This window comes from Streptomyces sp. 184 (assembly GCF_045781775.1).
Classification (GTDB): Bacteria; Actinomycetota; Actinomycetes; order Streptomycetales; family Streptomycetaceae; genus Streptomyces.
The window spans coordinates 3,396,429-3,415,107 of sequence record NZ_CP123230.1 but is presented as its reverse complement, the minus strand read 5'-3'; the positions used below and the strand labels follow the sequence as shown (position 1 = coordinate 3,415,107).

18 protein-coding genes are annotated in these 18,679 nt (G+C 74.8%); all 18 read right to left on the bottom strand.

The genetic code is table 11. The features are described from left to right. Positions 1 to 37 precede the first annotated feature (37 nt). The 18 genes from QBL21_RS14415 to QBL21_RS14330 all read right to left on the bottom strand — a co-directional run bounded on the left by QBL21_RS14415 (position 38) and on the right by QBL21_RS14330 (position 18,676). Entirely contained in the window at positions 38 to 502 is a 465-nt protein-coding gene (locus tag QBL21_RS14415) for a YbhB/YbcL family Raf kinase inhibitor-like protein (RefSeq protein ID WP_407562575.1), read from the bottom strand. 38 nt (positions 503 to 540) lie between these two features. Then, complete coding sequence (locus QBL21_RS14410) at positions 541 to 1,428, bottom strand: alpha/beta fold hydrolase (RefSeq protein ID WP_407562574.1); 888 nt, start codon at positions 1,426 to 1,428, stop codon at positions 541 to 543. An 18-nt stretch (positions 1,429 to 1,446) separates the two neighbouring features. Beyond that, positions 1,447 to 2,379 carry a 3-hydroxyacyl-CoA dehydrogenase NAD-binding domain-containing protein gene (locus tag QBL21_RS14405; RefSeq protein ID WP_407562573.1) on the bottom strand — a complete coding sequence of 311 codons (933 nt, stop codon included), beginning with the start codon at positions 2,377 to 2,379 and terminating at the stop codon, positions 1,447 to 1,449. 50 nt (positions 2,380 to 2,429) lie between these two features. After that, complete coding sequence (locus tag QBL21_RS14400) at positions 2,430 to 3,170, bottom strand: class II aldolase/adducin family protein (protein WP_407562572.1); 741 nt, start codon at positions 3,168 to 3,170, stop codon at positions 2,430 to 2,432. Between the two features lie 15 nt (positions 3,171 to 3,185). Beyond that, positions 3,186 to 3,797: an amino acid synthesis family protein gene (locus QBL21_RS14395; RefSeq protein ID WP_407562571.1), complete on the bottom strand. Its 612-nt coding sequence runs from the start codon at positions 3,795 to 3,797 to the stop codon at positions 3,186 to 3,188. Between the two features lie 23 nt (positions 3,798 to 3,820). Further along, positions 3,821 to 4,972 carry an FAD-dependent oxidoreductase gene (locus tag QBL21_RS14390; protein WP_407562570.1) on the bottom strand — a complete coding sequence of 384 codons (1,152 nt, stop codon included), beginning with the start codon at positions 4,970 to 4,972 and terminating at the stop codon, positions 3,821 to 3,823. Positions 4,973 to 5,024: 52 nt separating this feature from the next. Beyond that, a complete protein-coding gene (locus tag QBL21_RS14385) occupies positions 5,025 to 6,131 on the bottom strand; it encodes an ABC transporter substrate-binding protein (protein WP_407562569.1) in 1,107 nt (368 codons plus the stop codon). 40 nt (positions 6,132 to 6,171) lie between these two features. Beyond that, positions 6,172 to 7,020, bottom strand: a complete 849-nt coding sequence (locus QBL21_RS14380) for an ABC transporter permease (protein ID WP_407562568.1) — start codon at positions 7,018 to 7,020, stop codon at positions 6,172 to 6,174. Between the two features lies 1 nt (position 7,021). After that, a complete protein-coding gene (locus tag QBL21_RS14375) occupies positions 7,022 to 7,765 on the bottom strand; it encodes an ABC transporter ATP-binding protein (protein WP_407562567.1) in 744 nt (247 codons plus the stop codon). 327 nt (positions 7,766 to 8,092) lie between these two features. Next, positions 8,093 to 8,971: a methionyl-tRNA formyltransferase gene (locus tag QBL21_RS14370; RefSeq protein WP_407562566.1), complete on the bottom strand. Its 879-nt coding sequence runs from the start codon at positions 8,969 to 8,971 to the stop codon at positions 8,093 to 8,095. 11 nt (positions 8,972 to 8,982) lie between these two features. Beyond that, positions 8,983 to 10,284 (bottom strand): PIG-L deacetylase family protein, encoded by a 1,302-nt coding sequence (locus QBL21_RS14365; protein ID WP_407562565.1) that lies wholly within the window; start codon positions 10,282 to 10,284, stop codon positions 8,983 to 8,985. 40 nt (positions 10,285 to 10,324) lie between these two features. Then, positions 10,325 to 12,166 carry a hypothetical protein gene (locus QBL21_RS14360; protein WP_407562564.1) on the bottom strand — a complete coding sequence of 614 codons (1,842 nt, stop codon included), beginning with the start codon at positions 12,164 to 12,166 and terminating at the stop codon, positions 10,325 to 10,327. Beyond that, positions 12,163 to 13,635, bottom strand: coding sequence for a condensation domain-containing protein (locus QBL21_RS14355; protein WP_407562563.1), 1,473 nt, complete (start codon positions 13,633 to 13,635; stop codon positions 12,163 to 12,165). Before QBL21_RS14355 ends, QBL21_RS14360 begins: the two co-directional genes overlap by 4 nt. After that, positions 13,620 to 14,381, bottom strand: a complete 762-nt coding sequence (locus QBL21_RS14350) for a 4'-phosphopantetheinyl transferase family protein (protein ID WP_407562562.1) — start codon at positions 14,379 to 14,381, stop codon at positions 13,620 to 13,622. Before QBL21_RS14350 ends, QBL21_RS14355 begins: the two co-directional genes overlap by 16 nt. Continuing rightward, entirely contained in the window at positions 14,382 to 15,740 is a 1,359-nt protein-coding gene (locus QBL21_RS14345; RefSeq protein ID WP_407562561.1) for an MATE family efflux transporter, read from the bottom strand. After that, complete coding sequence (locus QBL21_RS14340) at positions 15,733 to 16,944, bottom strand: acyl-CoA dehydrogenase family protein (protein ID WP_407562560.1); 1,212 nt, start codon at positions 16,942 to 16,944, stop codon at positions 15,733 to 15,735. The genes QBL21_RS14345 and QBL21_RS14340 overlap by 8 nt, the downstream gene beginning before the upstream one ends. After that, positions 16,941 to 17,786, bottom strand: coding sequence for an acyl-CoA dehydrogenase family protein (locus tag QBL21_RS14335; protein ID WP_407562559.1), 846 nt, complete (start codon positions 17,784 to 17,786; stop codon positions 16,941 to 16,943). Before QBL21_RS14335 ends, QBL21_RS14340 begins: the two co-directional genes overlap by 4 nt. Further along, entirely contained in the window at positions 17,783 to 18,676 is an 894-nt protein-coding gene (locus QBL21_RS14330; protein WP_407562558.1) for a hypothetical protein, read from the bottom strand. Before QBL21_RS14330 ends, QBL21_RS14335 begins: the two co-directional genes overlap by 4 nt. Between the last annotated feature and the right edge of the window lie 3 nt (positions 18,677 to 18,679).

Sequence of the window (18,679 nt, the reverse complement as noted above, 5' to 3'; positions counted from 1 at the left end):
CTCGCCCTTCTGTGCTCGTGGTGTGGCCCCGGGTGCGTCAGGCGGAGTACGTGCCGACGAGCCGGTTCTGCTCGATGACGCGATCGCCGTACGCGGCCAGGAACTCCTCGCGCGACGGCTCGCCCTCGACCGGGGTGTCGAGGGCGTACACCCAGAAATAGTAGTGATGGGTGCCGTGCCCGGGGGGCGGCTGGGGCCCCGAATACGCCCTGTCGCCCAGCGAGTTGGGCCCTTCACGGACGGCGGAGCCGTCCTGCCCGGGCGCGGTCACGACGGGCGCGGCCGGGTCGATGCCGTAGACCACCCAGTGGGTGAAGCCGAGTGGCAGCGGCGCGTCGGGGTCGTGGAGGACCAGCGCCAGCTCGGCCGTGCCCGCGGGGACGCCGGTGATCTCGACGACGGGGGCGGCGTTGCCGTGGTCGGCGGCGTGCCGGTCCGGGATCCGCTCGCCGGGGCCGAAGCCGCGGACGGCGACGGCGAGGTCCTTGATGTTCAGTGGCATGGCTCTGAAGTCCTCTCGGTGGGCGTACGCGGGCGGGGTCAGCCCGCCGTCCGGTCGAGCATGCGGACGATCTCGTCCGCGACGGTGTGCGGGTCCTCCTCGGGCACGTAGTGGTCGAGCCCGGGAAGCTGCACGGCACGGAAGTCGGGGCGCAGTTCGCGGGTGGCGGCGAAGGCGCGCGGGGAGACGATCGCGCTGTGCTCGCCGCGCAGCAGGGTGACGGGGACCCGCACGTCGCGGGTCTCGGCGGCGAAGTCGCGGCGCAGTCCGTCGACGGTGCGGACCATGGCCGCGGGGTCGGCGAGCGGGCGCAGCGTGCGGCCGGTGCCGGCCGGGGCGTAGCCGTAGCGGCGCCTGCGGTGGACGGCGTCGGCGGGCAGCAGCGGGTAGCGCTCGCGCAGGTAGGTCTCGACGTCCGTGACGGAGGCGAAGACGCGGTCGCCGCCGCGCACCCGCCGGTCCAGGGCGTCGAGCACCTCGGTTTCGACGTACGGGGTGTAGTCCACGGCGACGACGCCGGCGACCAGGTCCGGGTGGGCGGCGGCGAGCACGACGGCGTTGCGGGCGCCCAGGGAGTGCCCGACGGCCACCACGGGGCCGAGTTCCAGCTCGCGGACGACCGCGAGCACGTCGGCGGTGTACGCGGCGGCGTCGTAGCCGGCGGCGGGCCGGCCGCTGCGGCCGTGGCCGCGCTGGTCGACGGCGACGGTCCGCACCGTCTCGCCGAGCCGCTCGACCACCGCGTCCCAGACGCCGAGGCTGGCGGTCGTGCCGTGCAGCAGCACGACCGCCGGGCCGGCACCGGCGTCGCGTACGCACAGCTCGACCTCGCCGGCGCGCACGTACGCAAGGCCCGGCAGCGCGTCGGGGAGCGCGGCGGGCGGTACGTACGGCGCCGGGTGGCCCGGCTGCGGTTCGCGGTTCACGGTTCTGTGCCCGTCCGCTCAGACCGGCTTGATCGCGGAGAGCGCCTTGCGGACGCTGACCAGGCCGTCGACGATGTCGGCGCGCTTGGCGGCCACCTCGCCCTCGCCGTACTCGTACAGGCCGCCGCCGGTCTTCATGCCGAGCTTGCCCTCGGCGGTCAGCTCGGTGACCAGGGAGGAGACGCCGGTCTCGGTGGACAGGTCGCGGTTGAGGTAGGAGCCCACGGCCTGGTAGATGTCCAGGCCCGCCATGTCGACCAGCCGCATCGGGCCGATGACGGCGAGCTTGTAGCCGACGCCCCACTTCACGACCGTGTCCAGGTCGCGCTGGGAGACCACGCCCTCCTCGACCAGGGCCATGCACTCGCGCAGGACGGCGTACAGCACCCGGTTCTCGACGAAGCCGGGCACCTCCTTCTCGACCACGGCCTCGTAGCCGAACGCCTCGACGATGCCGACGAGCCGGTCCTCGGCGGCGGCGTCGGTGCGCTCGCCCCGGACGATCTCGATCATCGGGATCAGGTGCGGCGGGTTGGACCAGTGCATGCCGATCAGGCGCTCGGGGTGGGCCATGTCCACCGCCATGTCGGAGATCGGGATGCCGGAGGTGTTGGTCGCGATGATCACGTCGTCGCGCACCGCGGCCTCGACCTGGGCCAGCACCGTCTTCTTCAGCTCCAGTTGCTCCGGCACCGCCTCGATGACGAGGTCGGCCCCGTCGAGCGCCCTGGCCTGGTCGCGTTCGAAGGCGACGGAACCGCCGGGCGTCACCGGCACGTCGAGGCGGTCGAGGTGCGCGACGACGCCGGCGCAGGTCCCCTCCGCCCGCGCCAGGGCCTCCTCGCTGACGTCGTAGAGCCGTACGTCGGATCCGTAGCGGGCGAGCAGCGCGGCGATGCCGGGCCCCATGCTCCCCGAGCCGAGGACGGCGCTGGTGGTGGGAATGCTCACGATGGTTCCTCTCGTGCTGTGCTGCTTCGGCTGCGGTTGCGTGGGCGGTCTCAGCGGGCCGCTTCGTGCCGGTCGAGCTTGCGGTTGAAGTACATCCAGTAGTTGTCGCGGGCGCGCTCGGGGTAGATGCGGCGGTTCTTCTCGACGCTCTCGTCCGGGTCCGGCGGGTCGTACGGCAGGCCGGAGGCGGCGAGGGCGAGCTGGAAGGCGGACGCCTTCTCCAGGAAGATCCCGGCGAGCGTCGCGTCGCGGACGTTGCGGCCGACGAACGAGGCGCCGTGGTTGGCCTGGAGCACGGCGTCGGCCTCGCCGAGTACCCGGGCGAGGTCCCTGCCCAGCTCCTGGGTGGTGATGATGTGGCTGGTGGCGTCGAAGCGCGGGACGCCGTGCTCGGCGAACCACACGCCGTGGTTGTTCACCGGCTCGATCCGCGCCCGGCCGGCGCCGAAGACCGTGGCCTGGAACGGGTGCGAGTGGCCGACGACGTTGACGTCGGGCCGGGCGAGCATGATCTCGGCGTGCAGCGGCCATTCGAGGTGGCGCAGGCCCTGGCCTTCGAGTACGGCGCCGTCGAAGTCGATGAGGATGTGGTCGCCGGCGGCCACCTCTTCCATGCCGAGGTTGCCGCGCTTGAGCCACAGCCCGCGGCCGTGCGGGTCCCGGTAGGACAGGTGGCCCATGGACATGTCGCCGTGGCCCTCCATCTCCAGGATCCGGTGGGCCCTGGCGAGGTTGTCGAGCACGTTGGCGACGGAGTCGTCCTGGGCGTACAGCGCATCGCTGGTCTGCATCGGGTCAGCTCCTTCTCACCGGGCGGAGCCGGACGCGGCCCGCTCGCGCGCCTCGGCGACGGTCAGGCCGCCGACGCGCTCGTGGATCCGGCCGCCGCTGGCGACGGCCACGCAGACGAACAGCTCGTCGGGGCGCGGCACATCGGGTACGGAGACGGTGACGGCGTCGTAGTGGGAGCGGACGTAGACCTCGTCCTTGTACGCCAGCGGGACGTCCAGGGAGGCGCCCGCGGCGGCGGTCTTGGTCGCGGAGGAGATCCACGCCGCGCCGCCGCCGACCGCCTCGCGCAGCGCGTTGCCGAAGACGGTGGTGACGCAGGCGACGACGTGCTCCTGCTCGCCGTCGAGACCGGCCAGCCCGCCCTTGCCGTAGCTCTCCACCGGCGCGCCGCCGAGGAGCGCCGCGGCCCGCCGGCCGAGCGCCGTCCCCAGCGCGGCGCTCGGCGCGGTGAGCGCGGACAGGTCGTCGGCGTAGGTGCCGGCGAACGGGTTCTTGACGACGACGCCGCAGACCGCCTTGACCAGCGGCCGGGCGGGCACGGGGCCGTTCTCGTGCAGCGTCTCCTCGACCAGGCCGACCCAGCGCCGTACCCGGTAGTCCTTCGTCACCTGCTCCTCGGGGGTCATCAGGTTGTCTCCTTCTCGTCCTTCTAGCTCCGCACGACGGACAGGGCGTGGCGGTTGGGGTTGGTCGGGTCGTACAGGGCGGTTTCGAGGTTCTCCAGCGTGAACTGGTTGCCCTCGGACATCGCGCGGGAGGCGGCGAAGCCGGCGGAGCGGCGCTGGCAGCGGTCGGTGAACGGCCGCTCCACCTCCTCCCAGCGGGCCAGGGCCTCTTCGAGTTCGCCGTCCGCGGCCTCGGTGGCGGCGACGGCCAGGGTGTAGGCGTTGGCCATCGCGCAGCCGGCGCCCTGCGCGAGCGCGGGGGGCATGGCGTGGGCGGCGTCGCCGACGAGGGCGACCGCGCCGCGGCGCCACTCGGCGACGGCGGTGGTCTCGTAGCCGTAGTAGCGGGGGTCCGCGGCGGTCGCGGCGGCCTGGAGGACGGGGGTCAGCTCGGGGTACGCGGACGTCCACAGGTCCAGGTCGATGGGGGTGCGGCTGCCCTGCTCGTCGGCGCGGGGCGCGCCGAGGGCGAGGTACAGCTCGCGGTCGTTGCAGGGCACGTAGAGCACCCGCAGGTAGCGGGGTTCGAGGTTCCAGAAGTCGATGACGTTGTCCCACTCGCCGGGGCCTAGTTCGGCCTTGCGGCGCGGCACGAGGAACCGGGTGATCCCGTCGCGGGACTTCCAGCGCTCCTGCTCGAAGCCTATGGAGTCGCGGACCTTCGACTTCACCCCGTCGGCGCCGACGACCAGGTCCGCGTAGAGGGTCTCGCCGGAGGCCAGGGTGACCCGGCCGCGCGGGTCGGCGGCGACCACCTCGGAGCCGGTACGGATCTCCACGCCGGCCGCGAGCGCGGCGTCCAGCAGGCACTTGTGCAGAAAGGGCCGGGTCATGGTGCGCCAGGGCAGACCGCCGAAGTCCTCGTGGGACACGCTGGCGTGCTGGAAGCGGGTCTCGTAGTACGGCGGCGTCATCGAGTCGGCCATCACCGCCTCGTACGCGCCGATGGCCTTCAGCACCTTGAGGCTGTTGTGCCACAGGACGATGCCCGCACCCTGCTCGCGCAGCTCGGCCCCCTTCTCGTGCACGCGCACCGACCACCCGCGCCGGGCGAGCGCCGTGGCGGCGGTCAGGCCCGCGAACCCGGCGCCGGACACCTCCGCGTGGCGCCCCCGCCTGTCAACCGTGGATTCCATAGCTCCGCTCTCCGTCGTCGTGCCGGCCGCCCGGGGGCGGCCGGCTGCGCCTTCAGTTGCCGGCGTCGTTCCCGGCACCGGAGCCGGCGCCGGCCTTCGCGGCCTTCTCGACGAACTTCTCCTGGTGGACGTCCTTGACCTCCGGGGCGCCGCCCTTCAGCACGTCCTGGTCGGCGAGGGTGTCGATGGTCGCCTGCCACGTCTGCGGGTCCATCGCCCCGAGGCCGTGCTGCTCGGTGGCGTCGCTGGTGAAGGTGTGGTCGATGTCCGCCTGGATCTGCCGCTCGAACAGGTCGGCCTTGTCGCGGTTCTCGGGGGCGGACTCGGCCAGGATCTGGGCCGTCTTGTCCGGGTTCTCCATCACGTAGCCGAACGCCTTGATGTAGGCGTTGGTGAAGCGCTGCACCAGGCCGGGGTCGTTCTCGACCATCTCGTCGCTGGTGAACAGACCGGAGCCGTAGCCCTCGTAGCCGTGGTCGGAGCCGAGCAGGATGTCGAGCGAGCCCTCGCCGCCGGCGGCGTCCTCCAGCAGCGGTTCCTCGGCGTCGATGTAGCAGGGGACGGTGTCGACCTTGCCCTGGATCAGGTAGTTCTCGTACGGCGGGGTGACGCTGACCTCCTTGAGGTCGTCGCGGTCCAGGCCGTTGGCCGCGAGCAGCGCCTGGTAGAAGAGGAACGTCGAGCCGGCGGCGTGGATGCCGACGGTCATGCCCTCCAGGTCCTCGATGGACGTCAGCCGGTTCTTGTCCTTCACCGAGCACATGGCAAGCGGCGAGGTCTGGTTGACGGCGGCCAGGGTGGTGACGGGCACGTCCTGGGAGCGCGCGGTGACGAGCGACGGCAGGTCGCCGAAGCCGAAGTCGGCGCGGCCGGTGCCGACGATGCGCAGCGCGTCGGGCGAGCCGGTGCCGGTCTTGATGTCCTCGACGTCGATGCCCTCGTCCTCGAAGTAGCCGAGTTTGTCGGCGACGTAGAACATGCCGTGGTTGCCGCGGAGTTGGTAGTCGAGCTGTACGGAGACCTTGTCGAGCCCGCCGTCGGCGGAGTCGTCTCCCGAGTCGCCGCCGCAGCCGGCGAGAAGCAGTGCCGCGGTCGTCGCACCCGCGATACCGGCGGCGGTTTTCCTACTCTGCCTGATTTTCTTTCCGGAGGGGAACATGATGGGCTCCTAGTGCAGGAGAGAGAATGCAAAGCCGGATTCAACGGGTGGTGTCGGCCGTGATGTGCGGGAAACGTTTGCGGAGCACGAACTCCAGCAGCGACATCCCGTAATAGAGGATCAGGCCGAGCAGGGACACGAGGGTCAGGGCCGCGAACATGAGCGGGGTGTCCAGTTGCGTCGAGGCGAACTGGATGAGATAGCCGAGGCCGTTCTCGGCGCCGGAGAACTCCGCCACCACCGCGCCGATGACGGCGAGGGTGATCGCGATGCGCATGCCGGCGAAGAGGTACGGCAGGGAGGTGGGGATCTGGATGCGAGTGAGGATCTGGTTCCGCGACGAGCCCACGGACCGCATGAGCAGCAGCAGGTCCTGATCGATGGCCTTGAGGCCGACGATCATGTTGAGGGTGATCGGGAAGAACGTGATCACCACGATGAGCAGCAGCTTCGGCGCGAGACCGTAGCCGAACCAGAGGATGAAGATCGGCGCCAGGGCGACCTTGGGGACGACCTGGAAGAGCACGATCAGGGGGTAGAGCGCGCGCTCCAGCCAGCCGAAGCGCACGATGAGCACGGCGAGCAGCACGCCGATGGCGAAGCTGAGCAGGAAGCCGTACAGGATCTCCTGGGTGGTGACCCAGGCGGCGTCCCACAGCATGTCGCGCGAGTGCCACATCTCGGCGAGGAACTCGCTCGGCTTGGCCAGTTCGAAGCTGGAGATGCCGAAGACCTCGACGGCCAGCTCCCAGAGCACGAAGCCGGCGACGAAGACCACCAGGCTGGGCCAGACGCGCCAGATCCAGGTGCGCACCGCGCCGCCGCGGGACGGCCCGCCGCCGGGGCGGCGCCCGGCCGGCTTCTTCACGTCGTCCTGTGCGAGCACCATGTCAGACCGTCGCTTTCGGTTCCAGGTGGCCGCGCAGCCGTCCCGTGTACTCGGCGAACACCGGGTCGTCGAGCACCTCGCGGGTGCGGGGCCGGGGCAGGGCGACGTCGAGCGACTCCAGGAAGCGGCCCCGGTCCAGGCCCATCACGTGCACGGTGTCGGAGAGGAAGACCGCCTCGGAGATGGAGTGGGTGACGAAGACGACGGTCTTGCCGGTCGTCGCCCAGATCTCGGCGAGCTTCAGGTTCATCTCGTCCCTGGTGATGGCGTCCAGGGCGCCGAACGGCTCGTCCATCAGCAGGATGGCCGGGTCCATGGCCAGCGCGCGGGCGATGGACACGCGCTGCGCCATGCCGCCGGACAGCTCGTGCGGCAGCTTGTCCTCCGCCTCGGCGAGGCCGACCAGCTCCAGCGCCCGGCGCGCCGCGGGGGCGGCGTCGGCGGCGCGCTCGCCCGCGGCGATCTGCCGCAGCATGCTCGCGTTCTGGAGCGAGGACTTCCACGGCAGCAGCGCGGGCCGCTGCGGTACGAGGCCGATGAAGCGGCCCTTGACCGCGTCGGCGGCCGGCTTCCCACCGATCCGCACGGTGCCGTCCGTGGGTTCGAGAATGCCGCCCAGAATTTTCAGCAGCGTGCTCTTGCCGCAGCCGGACGGGCCGAGCAGCGTGACAAAGCTGCCGGGGGTGATGTCGAGGTCCAGGTTCTCCAGAACCGTCTGTTCCTGCTCGCGCCGAGCAAAACGCATCGCGATACCCTGCGCTGAAATCCCCATGGATTCCATGGAAAGCTCCTCTCCGCGCATCAGAGCGACACCGGAGTTGGCCGATCGGGTTATCACTATCTAAGAATGTGTTATCAAGCACGTTAGGCACGTCACCCGGAGGCCGTCAAGGGATACGACACGCGTTTCCCCCTAACCGACCAGTAGGGACACACGAAGGGGCGGTCGGAGCCCGGTGGTCGACCGGGCTCCGACCGCCCCTTCGGTGCGGCCGGCCCGCGCTCGGGCGCGGGGTGGATCGGGTGGATCGGGTGGATCGGGTGGATCGGGTGGATCGGGTGGATCAGGCGGTCAGGGCAGGTCGCGCTCCAGCTCCAGGACGCCGCTGCGGCAGCCGAAGAAGACGCGCGTCGCCGTCACCTCCGCGCGCCGCGCGTCCGCCGGCCCCGCCGGGCCGGGGAGCAGGCGGGCCGCGCGGACCGGGTAGTCCGTGTCGCCCACGGAGACGAAGGCGCGCGGGTACGGGCCGAGGAGGGCGCGTACCAGCGCGTCCGCCTCCTCCGCGGTCATCGCGTGGTCCAGCCGCCCGTCCGCCGGGCGCCGCCTGGACCACCGCGTCGCCGCCGCCGGGTCCTGCACGTCGCCCCGCACCCGGCGCTCCGCCAGCGCGGGGGCCAGCTCCAGCCCGGCGGTGAAGTGCGTCTGCGCCATCCGGTGGAACAGCGACGACGCCGTCTCCCGGGCCCGTACCTCCATGTCGTACCGCGCGATCACCGGTCCCGTGTCCGCCGCCGGCTCCAGGAAGAACACCGAAAGCGCCGTGCTGCGCAGCCCCTTGATGACCGTCCACGGGATCGGCGCCTGCCCGCGGCCCAGCGGCAGCTTCGTGGGGTGCATGCCGATGCCGCCGTACGGGGCGATGTCCACCACCTCCGGGTGCACCAGCCGCGACCAGCCGACGACCAGCAGGTAGTCCGGCTCGCACGCCCGTATCGCCGGCGCCAGCTCCCGCAGCGTGCCGTCCTTCGCGGCGGCGAACTGCGCACCCTGCTCCCGCGCGAGGCCGGCGACCGGGGCGTAGCCGACCGTGCCGGCGGCCCGCTCCTCGGGCAGCCCGACCATCAGCGGCACCTCGATCCGCCCGTCGAGGTACGCGGAAGAGGCGAACACGCCCTCGTACGCGCGCAGGCCGAAGGTGTGGCCGGTGATCAGGACCAGTCGTGCGGTCATCGTCGGGCTCCTCACAGGGGTGGTGTGTCGCTGCCGTGCCGTACCTCGACGAGCGTCAGCCCGCCGGTCACCGGGTCCACCGCGTAGGCGACGTGCGCGGCGGGCTCCCGGTCGAAGACGTCGAGGAGCCCGGGGCAGCGGCCGGGATCGGCCAGCAGCCCCAGGCCCGCCCTGGTGGCCGCTTCCGTGGCACCGCCGGCGACCACGGCGTACCCGCCGCGCCGGAACGGGTTCTCGATGCGGGCGACGCAGCCGAGATGGCGGCGGGCGCCGCCGCGCAGGAGGCGGCCGGTGCGCAGGTCGCGCAGCCCGCCGCGGCCGGCCCCGTCGGTCTCCGCCGCCCACACGAGCCGCCCGGACGCGCGCAGCCTCGCGGCGATCCGGTTGTCCTCGGGCCCGCAGGTGGTGACGACGCTGCCGGCCGCGGCGACGGTCAGCGCCTCGTCGGTGTCCGCGAACTGCTCGCGCAGCGGGTACGGCGGCGGCCAGCAGTCGATGAACGCCCGGCGCAACTCGTCCTGCGCGGCGTGCCGGTGCACCAGCGACTCCCGGTCCCCGCGGTCCGGGACGCCGTAGAGCAGCGTGACCGTGCCGTCGGCGACCACCGGCTGCCAGAACCGGTGGAACGCCGAGTCGCTGAGGCCCACCGTCCGTAGCAGCGCGTCGGGCGTCCCGTACTGCACGGCGACCTCGAAGCCCTCCGCCCGCCCCAGCCGGGCCGACTGCCCCAGCTTCTCCTCGTACTTGGCCAGCTCCAGCCGCCCGATCCGGCGCGCCTGCGAGCCGTAGCAGGCCAGCGCGCGGCTCTTCGCACGCAGCCGCTCGGGGGTGAGGCGGACGAAGACGCGCGGCGAGAAGCGGTCGCTCTCGGCGGAGATGTGGATGGAGAAGTGCAGGTACGCGGTGTCGCGGAAAGCCGCGTGCGCGAGCCGGCCGGCCTCGGCGTGGTCGTTGTGGCTGTCCGCCTGGGTGTGCGTGACGACCACGTCGGGGCGGATGCCGTACCGCCGCACGAGTTGCCGCACCCGGCCGACCGAGGGGCCGTCGGCCCGCAGCCGGCCGTCCGGGAAGCCCGCGAAGTGCACGTCCCCGGGCGCGACGCCCAGCGCCCCGGCGGCCCGCACCGCCTCGCGGCGCCGCTGCGGGCCGTGCGCGCCCTCGTCGGTGAGGATCAGGAACGCCACCCGGTGGCCCTGCTCGTGCGCCTTGGCGACGAGGCCGCCCGCGCCCAGCTCGATGTCGTCGGGGTGGGCCCCGACGGCCAGCATCCGCAGCCGGCCGCCGTGGGCCGGCTTCCCCGGGGATTCGGCCAAGGCCGCACCACCTTCCGTCCGTTCGTTGCCGCGGGTCGGGCTACAGCGCGATCTCGCGCACGTGCCGCAGCCGCAGGCGCGCGTAGAGGTCGTCGTCGGCGGAGAACTCCGGGTCGTCGTGCGGCCAGAGCCGGCGCGGTGTGCCGCCGGCGGCGCGGCAGGCCGCGGGAAGGGTGACGGTGGCGCCGTCGCCGGCGGCGAAGCGGCGCTCGGCGTCGTCCACCGCCGCGGTCAGCGCCGCGCCGCGCAGCCCGGCGGCGCGCAGCCGGGCCGCGGTGGCGGCGCGGGTCTCGACGGTGCCCTTCCAGCCGCCGTCGATGAGCGCGGCGAGGCCGGCGAGCGGGCGGGGTTCGAGGCGTTCGCAGGCGAGGACGGCGAGCGTGGAGTCGCCGGCGACCTCGCTGAGGTGTTCGCCGAGCCAGCGCACCGGCAGGTCGCGGGTGGGCAGCGCCGGGTCGGCGGCGGGGTGCTCCGGGCAGGGCACGACCTTGAGCCGGACGTCGGGCAGTTCCTCGGGCGCGGGACCGAGCAGGAGGCTCGCCTCGCGGCGGGCCATCCGCGCCACGGCGGCACGGTGGGCGGTGGCGCGGCGGGTGGCGTCGGCGGCGCCGTCGCGGTCCGCCGTGCGGTACGCGCCGGGCGCGTCCTCGTACGGCGTGGCCGCGTCGTACGCCGCGGGGGTGTCCCCGTACGGCGCAGGCACCACGCCCTCGTACGCCGCGGGCACCCTCTCGTACGTCCCCGGCGTGTCCGTTCCGTGCGCCGGTGCCTCGCCCGCGTCGCGCGCCGCCCGGCCCGCGGCCACCGCGCGCGCGGCCCACCCGGCCGCCGCCGCGCATCCCTCCTCGCCCAGCTCCGCCCGGTCGTCGGCGCGCAGCCCGGAGGTGATCCAGCTCCGCAGCGCCGCCGCGCGGGCCTCCTCGCGGACGCGCCGGTGCCCGGGACGCTCGTCCCCGCCGTCCGGGGTGAGCGCCCCGAGCAGGTAGCCCGCGGCCCACACCTCGCCGGCCAGCTCCGCGGGCAGCGCCCCCGGCGCGGGTCCGGCGGCGCGGGCGGCGGCGGTGACGGTCTCGTGCGCCACGCCGAGCAGCGCCGACCAGGGCCGCCACGGCCAGGTGAACGGCTGCTCCGCCGCCTCCTGCGCGCCGCTGCGGCGGATCCGTATGTGGCAGCGGGACGCGACGAGTTCGACGGCGTAGCCGAGGCCGCCGTGGTGCGCGGGGTCGGCCAGTTCGGGGCCCGCCCAGTGGCCGGTGCCGACGGGCCCGTCCGCGCAGGCGACGGCGAGGCGGATGCCGTGGTGGTCGTTGCCCGCCACCGAGGGCCCGACGCCGTGGTCGAGCACGTGCGGCACCGGCGCGACCACCGGGATGCCGCGCTCGGCGCAGAACACCGCGATGTGCTCGTCGTCGTCGCGGGTGACGTCGGGGAACTCCGCGAGGAACGCGGCGAGTTCGCGGGCGGTCTCCGCGGGCAGCGCCAGGGCCAGCGACGGCACCCACTCCCACGGCGCCAGCCGCACCGAGGCGTAGCCGCCGACGGCGCCCTGCCGCACCCGGTAGGAGTTGTACGGCGACACCCACAGCACGCTCAGCGACACCGCGCGGTCCGGGTGGCGTTCGAGCAGCGCGGTGACGTGGTCGGCGAAGCCGGGGACGAGGCTGACGTCGTCCTGCACCACCAGGTGGTGGGTGGCGCCGGGCGCGATCGCCGCCCACGCGACCTTCGCGGTGCGCAGCGGGCTGGGGAAGCCGTCGGGGTCCGGGTCCCGGACGATACGGGCGGGCAGCGGCGCGCACTCGGCGGCGACCCGCTCGGCGCCGGCGAGGCGCGAGGGGTGGCACATGACGACGGTGCTGAGCCGGACGGCCGGTCGCGTCATGCGAGCGCCGCCCGGCTACGGCCCGTGGCACCCGCGTCCGCAGCACGCCCGGGGACGTCGCCGGCCGGCGGCCCGGCGGCCTTGGCCGCCCGCGCCGCGTCGACGATCAGCGCCTCGAACCCCGTGAGCATCGCCTCCGCGGCGGGCTCGTCGATCAGGCCGGTGTCGATGGTCAGGGACACCGGCATGAAGTGCCTGCTGCTGTACACGTGCCAGGCCACCGACGTCTCCGACTGCCGGCCGAGCGTCTGCCACTCGATGACCGACTTCTCCGGCCGCACGCCCTCGTGTTCGCGCCGGTCCACCGAACGGGCGTCGGTGATCATGTCGCGCAGGTCGTTGTACCAGCAGGTCCTGTCCACCGGCCGGCCGCGCCGCTCGTCGAGCCGGCGCAGGTCGTCCAGGAGCGCGGACTTGTCGTAGTAGGCGTGGTAGTACGTCTTCATCGCCGCCTGCGCCGCGCGCCGGGCGAGCGCCTCGAAGGCCGCGGGCCCGGCGTCGGGTCCGAGCCCCGCGTCGAGCGTGAACAGGCCCTCCAGCGTCACCGTGCTCACCGCCTCCCGCAGCGCGGGCTGGAACCGGTTGCTCACCATCACCTGGAACACGGCGCGGTCGTGGCGCGACTGCCGGGCCACCACCGCGGAGGCGGCGGCGAGCAGGATCGCCGAGGAGCTGATCCGCCACCGCTCGTCGAGGGTCCGCAGCGCGCCCGGCAGGCTCGGCGAGGCGAGCACCGCCTGCCGGAACTCCGGGCGGGCGCCCGGCCTGCGCGCGAACAGCCGCTCGGGGGCGTCGCGCAGGGACTCCACCCAGTGCCGCCGGGCCGCCCCGTCGCGCTTGCGGCCCTTCTCGGACGCCTGGAACCCGGCCTCCGCCAGCGGCTGGAGCCCGCGGCTCGCGGCGCGCAGCTCCGCGGGATCGGCGCCGTGCAGCAGCTCGGTCAGCGCCCGGTGCAGCAGGGTCAGGCCCATCGCGTCGGTGGCGATGTGCGCGAGGACGAGCACGGCGCGCACCACCGCGCCGTCGACGCACACGAGCGCGGCGCGCACCGGCCACTCGCGGTCGTACGCGAACCGCACGGTGCGCCAGTGTCGTTCGACGGCGTCGGCGAGCGCGGCGGCGCCCGCGGCGTCCGCCGCGTCGAAGAGGTGCACGTCGAACGTGCCGTCGCCGTCCAGCTCCTGCCGCATCGCGCCGTCGCCGGCCACGTGGACGCGGGTGCGCAGCGAGTCGTACACGGTGAGCAGCCCGCGGACGGCCTCGACCGCGCGGGCGGCCGGGACGGCGGGCGCGACGGGCACCACCACCTTGACGTTGGTGCCGTGGTCGTCGGGCTCGGTGTCGAGCATCGCCCGCCGGATGGCCCACTGGCCCCAGGTCACGGGCCCCCGGCCCGCGGGCACCTCGGCGATGCCGACGGTGACCACGCGGGCGGTGTGGCCCGCCGCCTCGCTCAGTTCCGTACGCACAGATCCCTCCAGTCACAACTGCGGTAGTCGATGCGGCCGGTCGTGCGGCCGGTGGTGGCGACCGCGGCGGCGTACCCCGGTCCGATCGTGAGGTCGGCGACGGCGTACTCGACGCCGCCCAGCCGGCGGGGCGCCGGGCCGTCGGCGCCGTCACCGGCGTCGCCGACGTCGCGGCGCAGGAAGTCCAGCAGCCGCCCGCCGGCGGCCTTGGCCCACGCCTCCTTGCGGGACAGCAGCAGGCACAGCCGCCGCACCCGGGCCCCGCCCGGAGGCAGCGCGGCGAGCCGCGCCGCCTCGGCCGGTGCGAAGAACCGCCGGGCGAGCGCCAGCGGGTCGCCGTGCGGGTGTTCGGCCTGGAGGTCGACGCCGACGGGCCCGGCGCCGCCCACGGCGACGAGGGCGCGCAGCCCGGAGCGGGACAGGTTCCACTCGCAGCCGCGGCCCGCGCCGGTCAGCGCCGGCTTGCCGGCCGGGCCCGGGGTCCAGCCGATCCGCTCGGGCGGCAGCCGCAGGTGGTCGGCGAGCAGCCGCCGGGCGGCGGCGTGCGAGCGGAGCAGCGCCGTGCGGCGTACGGGGTCGGCGAGCCGTGCGGCCCGCGCCCGTTCGGCGTCGGTGAGCAGCCCGGCGGCCGGGCCGGCCGCCCCCGCCGCACCGGCGTCGCCGGACAGGTCGACGTCCCAGACCCGTACCGCGCCGCCGTCCCCCTCGCCGGCCGTGCCCCCGTCGCCGGCCGCACCCGCGCCCACCTAGGCCGCCTCCGCGGCGCGGCCGAAGCGCTGCCACGCCGTGGCCAGCAGCAGCCCGGCGATGACGACGTTGCCGACGGCCAGGGCGACGAAGTACGCCTCCGCGTGGTCCACGGCGCGCGCGATCAGCCCGCCGCCGACGTTGACGGCGGCGAGGTAGACGATGTCGGAGGCGATGGTGATGTGCCCGTTGCGTACCTGCTGGAGGCTCATCGTCACCATGTTGAGCAGCCCGAACGCCAGCCAGCTCGGCGCGACGATCGTCAGGTAGTCGTCGGTGAACGCGGCGGTGCCGCCGTCGTCGCTCATCAGCCTGCCGAGCGGCCCGGCCAGCGCGAAGCCGGCGACGGCCAGGAGTGCGTACACCATCAGCACGTACCGCACGCCCTCGCGCAGGATGGGCCGCAGCAGATGGCTCTCGCCGGCGCCGAGGGACTGGTTCATGGTGATGGCCACGGCCGAGCCGAGCGCGATCGCGGGCGACAGGGACAGCACCTGGACGGCGTGCGCGCCGCCGTAGCCGGCGACGGCGTCGGAGCCGAAGTCGGACAGTACCCACAGCGAGGTGTAGTTCATGCCGGCGATGAAGAGGTACGAGACGGCCACCGGCACCCCGACGGTGACCAGGACCGCCACCGTCTGCCTCAGCGGCTCCGCCGGCCCGCCGAAGCGCAGCAGCCCGGTGCGCGCCAGCAGGATCAGCCCCGACGTGAGGCCGACCACCGAGGCGCCGGCGATGGACGCGGGCACGGCGAAGACCCCCATGTCGGCGTAGAAGCCGAGCAGCCACACGCCGAGCACCTGCATCCCGGCGACGGCGATGGTGATCACCGACGCCGACCGCGCGCTGCCCCAGCCGCGCAGGGTGCCCGCGACCACCGAGGTGAGGACCGCCAGCAGGAACGAGGCGGCCACCAGCCGGGCGAAGAGCACGAAGTCGTCGTGCGAGTCGGCGTCCACGTCGAGCGTCGCGGCCATCTGCGGCGCGGCCAGCGCGATGACCGCGGCGGCGACGGCGAAGCAGCCGAGCGCGATGGCCCCGATGCGTACCAGCGGCGGCTGCGAGTCGTCGCCGGCGTCCGCGCCGCGGCGGCGGGCGGAGACGACCTGGCTGCTGATCTCGATGCCCTCCTCCAGCGCCAGGAAGAAGAAGGAGATGGGGATGAACAGGGCCCTGATGTACAGCGCGTCGCCGCCCATGTTGCCCAGCAGCGCCGAGATGGCGAACTGGGCGCCGAGGCCGGTGACGACGCCGAGGCAGATGGGGACGGCCAGCGCACGCAGCCGGACCCGCAGGTCGTCGGGCGGGGCCGGGGCGGGCCCCGGGGCCGGGTCGCCGTGCTCCTTGACGTCAGTCATCGAGGATCCTGCCTTTCCGGTGGCCCAGGGCCAGGTTGAGCCGCTGCATGGTGCCGGTGCCCTCCATGAACTCGAAGGCCCGGGCGTCCCGGTGCAGCTTGTCCAGCAGCGGGTGCTCCAGCCGGGCGCCGGGGCCGAAGAGGCCGAGCGCGTACTCGGCCGTCTCCAGGGCCAGTTCGGCGGCCCGGTACTTCGCGGCCGAGGCGACCGTGCCGTCGCCGGGGTCGCGGTCGGCCTGTTCGGCGGCGGCCAGGACCAGCCGCCGGGTGCCGGCCAGCCGGCGCCGCAGCCCTTCCATCGCGTACGACTCGTCGGCGCGCAGCGCGCGGCGGTGAGTGGCGGCGTAGTCCCAGGCGGCCTGGGCGATGCCGAGGGCCATGGCGGCGACGACGGGCCGGGCGCGGTTGAAGGTGCGCATCGCGCCGACGATGCCGCGGCGGGTGGCGGACAGGTGCATGCCGAGGATGTCGGAGCGGGCCACGGGCACGTCGTCGAGGCGGACTTCGCCGAGCCCGATGGCGCGCATGCCGGTGGTGGGCAGCGCGGTGGCCGTGAAGCCGGGCCGGGTGGGCTCGACCAGCACGGCGACGACGCCGACGGGGCCCGGTTTGATGCGGGCGAAGACGACGCCGAGGTCGGCGCGGACGGAGTTGCCGATGTACTTCTTGACGCCGCTCAGCCGGTACGAGCCGGGGGTGCCGGCCTCGGCGAGCGCGGTGGTCAGCGCGGTGGCGTCGGAGCCGGCGTGCGGTTCGGTGAGCGCGAAGAACGTCCAGGTGGGGCGGGCGGCGAGGGTGGAGTAGTAGCGCTCCTTCTGGTCGTCGTCGCCCAGTTCCTCGGTGAGTACGCCGGAGAGCGAGGGCCCGGGGGCGGCGACCATCAGCGCGGCGTCGCCCCAGGCGAGGCGCTCGTAGACGACGACGCGCTCGACGCAGGTGTGCAGATGGCAGGGGCGGCCGTCGACGATCAGCGGGTCTGGGTTGTACGCGGGCGGCAGGCCGAGGAGGACGGGGAAGTAGGCGTCGTGGACGACGGGGTTGAGGGTCCTGGGGTCGGCGCCGGGCTCGTCCATGGCCAGCGCGGTGGCGCGGAAGGCCCGCGCGTACTCCTCGACGGCGGCGCGCAGCCGCGCGGGGTCGGGGGGCGGCGCGGCCGGCGGCCGGTGCCGCGCGGGGGGCGGGGTGCGGGTCGGGGTCGTGGTCATGGGCTCACCTCGGTGGCGTGGCGGCCGGCCGCCGGGTCTGCGGCGACGGGATGGACGTCGGCCAGCAGGTCGACGGCGCGGGCGAGCCGGCCGGGGCCGTCGTCGAGATAGCCGGCGGCGCCGAGCAGCCGCAGCGCGGCCCGCTGGGCACGCACGAGCGCGTCGGCCGCGACTGCGGCGGAGCCGGGCGGGATGCCGGCGACGGGTTGTGCGGCGCCGCCGGGCCGGCGGCCGGGCCCGGACGCGCCGGTGCCGGCGGCGCCCGCCGTTTTGCCGGTGCCCGGTCCTTCCTCCGGTTCGTGGCCGGCCGCGCCGTCGTCCGCGCCGTGCTCCAGCAGCAGCCGGGCCTCCACCAGGTCCGCGGCGGCTTCCCCGAGCCTGGTACGTACGGACGAGATCTCGGCCAGCACCTCGCCGCCCACCCGGCGGCCCGCCAGGTGGTCGGCCGCGGTGCGCAGCAGTTGCTCCGTGAGGCCGAGCCGGATCCACAGCACCCCGGCGGTCCAGGGCCCGGTGGTCCCGTCGCGGTGGCGTTCGTCCCGCCACACCCCGAGGTCGCCGGAGGCGAACTCCAGGGTGGCGACGGGCGCACCGCCGGGCGCCTCGGCGGCGGCCAGCGGCAGCAGGGCGTGCCCGCCGGGGCCCCAGGCGCGGGCGTCCGGGCCGAGCCCGGCGCGGAGTTCGGCGAGGGCGGGGGCGGGGCCCTCGGCCTTGGCGCGGGCGCGGCAGCGCAGCCCGAGCGCGGTGTCGAACACCGGGGCGCCGACCGGGCCGAGGGCCGGGCCGGCGGCCGGTTCTGCGGCTGGTTCTGCGGGTGGGTGCCGGAGTGGTTGTGCGGTCACGTCCGCGCCTCCATTGCGCTCTGCTGCGGATGCGGGGCGGTGAGCCCGCCGGATGCCGCCGCGGCCGGAGCCGGGGCGGCGGGCCCCGGCGCCGCGTACGGGCGCACGCGCTCGTACGCGGCGCCGCCCGCCTCGGGCGTCTCCCCCGGCGCGGCGTACGGGCCGGCCGCGGCGGGCGCGAACAGCACCCGGCAGTCGTAGCCCAGGGCCTCGTCCCGGTCGGCGAGGGCGAGTTCGCCGCCGGGCCGCGCGGCGTGCCGCAGGGCGGCCTCGTACCAGGGCCGCAGCCAGCCGCCCGGTCGCGCCCCTCCCGGGCGCCGGTCCGCCGCGGGCAGCCGGCGGACCGTCAGCTCCGCCAGCCGGAGCCCGGTGCCGGGCCCGGCGCGGTCCGCGCCGACGACCACGACCGCGGCGCCGGTGCCCGGCGGCAGCGCGTAGCCGGGTTCCGGCGGCAGCGTGGACTGCTCCATGACGACGACCGCGGCCCGCCGCGCCTCGCCGCCCGCGATCCGGGCGCGCGCCAGGCGCAGGGCGGTGAACGCCCCTGCCGCGCCCTGGTCGTTGACGCCGATGACCGGCGGCCGGCCGCCCAGCAGCTCGGCCAGCAGGCAGCCGGGCAGCACCCGGGCCTGGCAGTCCGGCACCGGCGTGACGGTGAGCAGCAGGTCCACGCCGCTGTCCGGGCCGCCGAGCGCGCCGGCGACGGCCGTGACGAGGTCCGCGTACGAGACGCGCTCACCGTGCTCCAGCCAGGTGCGGTCGGGCAGCGGGCCGTAGACCGTCTCCAGGTCGCGGGCGTACTCCCGGAGGTCGGCGGCCGTGGTGCCGCCGTGGCCGGGCGCCGGCGGCCCGACCGCGGTCAGCCGCTCCAGTGCGACGGGGATCGCCACCGC